The 4,152-nt window shown below is 44.7% G+C and carries 3 protein-coding genes; 2 read left to right on the forward strand and 1 reads right to left on the reverse strand.

Going from position 1 to position 4,152, the window contains the following annotated elements:
- Window positions 1-2: 2 nt before the first annotated feature.
- Window positions 3-974 (reverse strand): GMP reductase, encoded by a 972-nt coding sequence (locus IV55_RS09925; protein WP_057811750.1) that lies wholly within the window; start codon window positions 972-974, stop codon window positions 3-5.
- A 221-nt stretch (window positions 975-1,195) separates the two neighbouring features.
- On the opposite strand from IV55_RS09925, the gene IV55_RS09930 reads away from it, so the two are divergent.
- Both IV55_RS09930 and purB read left to right on the forward strand, forming a co-directional pair.
- Window positions 1,196-2,503, forward strand: a complete 1,308-nt coding sequence (locus tag IV55_RS09930) for an adenylosuccinate synthase (RefSeq protein WP_057811751.1) — start codon at window positions 1,196-1,198, stop codon at window positions 2,501-2,503.
- Entirely contained in the window at window positions 2,500-3,795 is a 1,296-nt protein-coding gene (gene purB, locus IV55_RS09935; RefSeq protein WP_057811752.1) for an adenylosuccinate lyase, read from the forward strand. The genes IV55_RS09930 and purB overlap by 4 nt, the downstream gene beginning before the upstream one ends.
- The last annotated feature ends 357 nt before the right edge of the window (window positions 3,796-4,152 follow it).

Genomic DNA, 4,152 nt, shown 5'->3' on the forward strand with positions numbered 1-4,152 from the left:
CACTAATCACCATTGGTAATTGTGTTACGAACCAAAACATAGTCAACGGTATTCAACGCAGCCAGGGTACTTCCACCTGCATAAGAAATTGATGATTGGAGATCTTCTTGCATTTCATTCAAGGTGTCTTCGATTTCACCGCGGTAAGGAACCAATAGACCCTTACCTTCAACGTTTTTATGAGCACCTTTTTGTTGTTCAGAGGCAGAACCGTAATATTGTTTGTAATGACGATTATCAATCGTGAGGTCGTTACCAGGTGATTGTCGATGTCCTGCAAACAGTGAGCCGATCATGACCATGCTGGCGCCAAAGCGGAGGGACTTAGCGATGTCACCGTTATAACGAACACCACCATCGGCAATGATGGGCTTTCGGGCGGCCTTGGCACACCAGCGAACGGCGGAAAGCTGCCAGCCACCAGTGCCAAAGCCGGTTTTAAGCTTTGTGATGCAAGCTTTACCAGGTCCGACACCAACTTTGGTGGCATCAGCACCTGCATTTTCTAATTCCCGAACTGCTTCAGGTGTGGCAACATTGCCGGCGATGACAAAAGCGGTAGGTAGTTGTTCTTTGATTAAATGAATCATGTTAATGACGCTTTCGGCATAGCCGTGAGCGATGTCAATGGTAATAAAGTCTGGTTGAAGTTGTGCTGCTGCTAGGTCGGCAATTAGTTGGCGTTCATCATCTTTAACGCCGACACTAATCGAACTAATAAGCTTTCGTTCCTGCATTTTCCGAACAAAGGCTAATCGACGTTCGGGTTCGAAACGATGCATGACATAGAAGTAATCGTGTTCGGCGAGCCAGATGGCCAGTGGTTCATCAATCACTGATGCCATGTTGGCTGGGACGACAGGAAGCTTGAACTGGTGCCCACCAAAAGTCGTGGTAGTGTCGATCTGAGACCGGCTAGCAACTAAACACTTATTAGGAATCAACTGTACATCTTCATAATCAAATACTTCCATGAGTAATGATGACCTCTTTCTCGATTGACAGATTATTGCTGGTGTCGTTCACCAACAACAGCACAATACCGATTAAATTCGTAAATGTCAATGAATGTTTGATTAGAATAAGAACTATAAAATGTGATTGTTGTATATTCGTTCGGTTTTAGTTGATAAGACGAATGATTTCTGATAAACTTCTCTTTGTTGTTCGAAAATAATAATTATGAGGTGACGAGATGACAGCAGTTGTGATTGTAGGTAGCCAATGGGGTGACGAAGGAAAGGGGAAAATTACCGACTTCGCCAGCCAGCAAGCAGATATCATTTCCCGTTATCAGGGTGGCGATAACGCTGGGCACACAATTACGTTTGACGGTAAAAAGTTTCAGCTACAACTTTTACCATCAGGAATTTTTGAAGCAGATAAAACCTGTGTGATCGGTAATGGGGTTGTTTTGAACCCCAAGACGTTATTAGCTGAGATTGATCAACTGCACGCACAAGGTGTTCCAACCGCTACATTGAAGATTTCAGACCGCGCACATGTCATCTTGCCGTACCACATTTTGCAAGATCAACTTGAAGAACAGCATAAGAAAGATCATAAGATCGGGACCACTAACAAGGGAATTGGCCCGGCTTATATGGATAAAGCCGCGCGGACTGGTATTCGGGTTGCCGATTTATTGGAACCAACGACATTTAAAGCATTATTAACACGTAACTTAGAAACTAAAAACGAACTATTAACGAAGGTATATGGTGCAGAGCCACTTGCATTGGCGCCAATTTTAGAAGCGTATGAACTCTATGCAAAAAGATTAGCACCGTACGTTACTGATACATCAGTACTTTTAGATGATGCGCTCGCTGCAGGCAAACGCGTGTTGTTTGAAGGCGCGCAAGGGGTCATGCTTGATATTGACCACGGAACGTATCCTTACGTCACTTCATCTAATCCAGTTGCTGGTGGTGTAACGATTGGTGGCGGAATTGGACCAACGCGGGTGGCTGCTGCGATTGGTACTGCTAAAGCGTACACTTCTCGAGTTGGTGATGGTCCAATGCCAACTGAACTACACGATGTAACAGGCGATAAGATTCGTGAAGTTGGTCATGAATATGGGACAGTCACGAAACGTCCGCGGCGGATTGGTTGGCTAGACACGGTTGTCTTACGACATGCAAAACGTGTTTCTGGTTTAAACTATTTGGCATTGAACTGTTTGGATGTTTTAACAGGCTTACCAGAATTAAAAATTTGTGTTGGTTATCAATTAGATGGTAAAAACATTGATTATTATCCAGCTGGTCAAGAAGCATTGCAGCGTTGTGAAGCGGTTTACGAGACATTACCAGGTTGGACTGAGGATATTACAGGTTGCACGTCGCTAGAGGAACTACCAGCTAACGCACAACAATATGTACAACGGGTGACTGAACTGACTGGGTTACCACTAACAACATTGTCTGTTGGTCCAGATCGGTCACAAACGATTATCTTAGCTGATGTTTGGTCACAAACAGCGGAGGTTACAGCATGATTGACCGGTATGCACGCCCGGAAATGCGCGCAATTTGGGCGCCAGAAAACAAGCTGCAACAATGGTTTGAGGTAGAACTGGCAGCATGTCAGGCATGGGCTAACCAAGGGAAGATTCCGCAGGCTGATGTTAATGCAATTAAGGCAAATGCGGTGATCGACGTTGATCGCATGGAAGCAATTGAGGCAGAGACACATCATGATGTCGTGGCTTTTACCCGAATGTTATCGGAATCACTAGGGGATGAACGCAAGTGGGTTCATTATGGTTTGACCAGTACAGATGTGGTCGATACCGCCCAAGCTTTGCAGTTAAAAGCGGCGAACGAGTTACTTCTAGAAGATTTAAAGACATTAAGGGCGACTGTGGCGCAGCAAGCCAAACGGTATAAGGCGACGGTAATGATGGGAAGAACCCATGGTATTCAGGCAGAGCCGATGTCCTTTGGCTTAAAATTAGCACGCTGGGTGGCTGAATTAGATCGTGATATTGAACGGTTTAAACAGGTCCAAGCAGAAATGGCCGTCGGTGAATTAAGTGGCGCTGTCGGTACCTTTGCCAATATTCCGCCACAGGTTGAGGCGGATGTATGCGCGTTATTGGGACTGACACCAGCAGTAATTTCAAGTCAGGTGCTGCCGCGAGATCTACATGCAAATTACCTTAGTACGTTGGCGTTGATTGCAACGAGCTTAGAAAACTTTGCGACTGAAATTCGTGGTTTACAGCGAACCGAGCTTCATGAAGTTGCCGAGCCATTTTCTGTTGGTCAGAAAGGGTCGTCTGCCATGCCACATAAGCACAATCCAATTGGCGCAGAAAACATTACTGGTTTAGCACGTGTTATCCGTGGCCACATGATGACGGCCTTCGAAGATGTCGCTTTATGGCATGAACGTGATATTTCGCATTCATCCGCAGAACGCATTATTTTACCTGATACAACTGAGCTACTTGATTACATGTTGACGCGATTCAACCGCATTATTGCGAATTTGAATATCGACGAAGCACGGATGAAAGCAAACATTGAAGCCAGCGGTGGTTTGGTATTTAGCCAACAGGTGTTGTTGACGCTAGTGGATACTGGTCTTAGTCGCGAGGAAGCGTATGATCATGTTCAACAGCTGGCACAACAAGCGATGGATACTGGTTCGAAGTTCAAAGACTTGGTGGCTGATGATACGTGGATAAAGGCGCGTTTAACTGCTGAACAAATTAGTGCGGCGTTTGATGTACAGCGACATTTAAAGTATGTAGATGAAATTTTTGCGCGTGTTGGAATTGTTTAGATTTGCAGGAAAGTAGAGAGTGGGATAAAAGTCGGGAAGTAGCGAGCAAGACCTAGAACGGACGTACGGATTGGTCTAAAACCTGGTAGGTCGTTCGTAGTCTGCACAGCTACTTGACTTTTGGCGCACGTTTCCGCTATTGAAACGTAGAAAACAACGATGGGTCTGGGACATAATTAACTATGTCCCAGACCCATTGTTGTTTTGTTAGCTAAGTTAACAACTAATTGTTTCATAGCGAAACAATTAGTGCTATACTCGTCTAGTTTCAAAATGGTGTAACTGTTTATACAGTTGTATTTATGGTAGATTGCAAATTTAATCCGAATTTTTGGACAAATTTGTCAGCATAACCTG

Origin of the sequence: Furfurilactobacillus siliginis, from assembly GCF_001437435.1 — a bacterium.
Taxonomy (GTDB): domain Bacteria; phylum Bacillota; class Bacilli; order Lactobacillales; family Lactobacillaceae; genus Furfurilactobacillus; species Furfurilactobacillus siliginis.

What these genes read in the sequence shown, in the direction of transcription:
- IV55_RS09925 (WP_057811750.1), bottom strand. Translation starts at nt 974, where the DNA reads ATGGAAGTATTTGATTATGAAGATGTACAGTTGATTCCTAATAAGTGT.
- IV55_RS09930 (WP_057811751.1), top strand. Translation starts at nt 1,196, where the DNA reads ATGACAGCAGTTGTGATTGTAGGTAGCCAATGGGGTGACGAAGGAAAG.
- purB (WP_057811752.1), top strand. Translation starts at nt 2,500, where the DNA reads ATGATTGACCGGTATGCACGCCCGGAAATGCGCGCAATTTGGGCGCCA.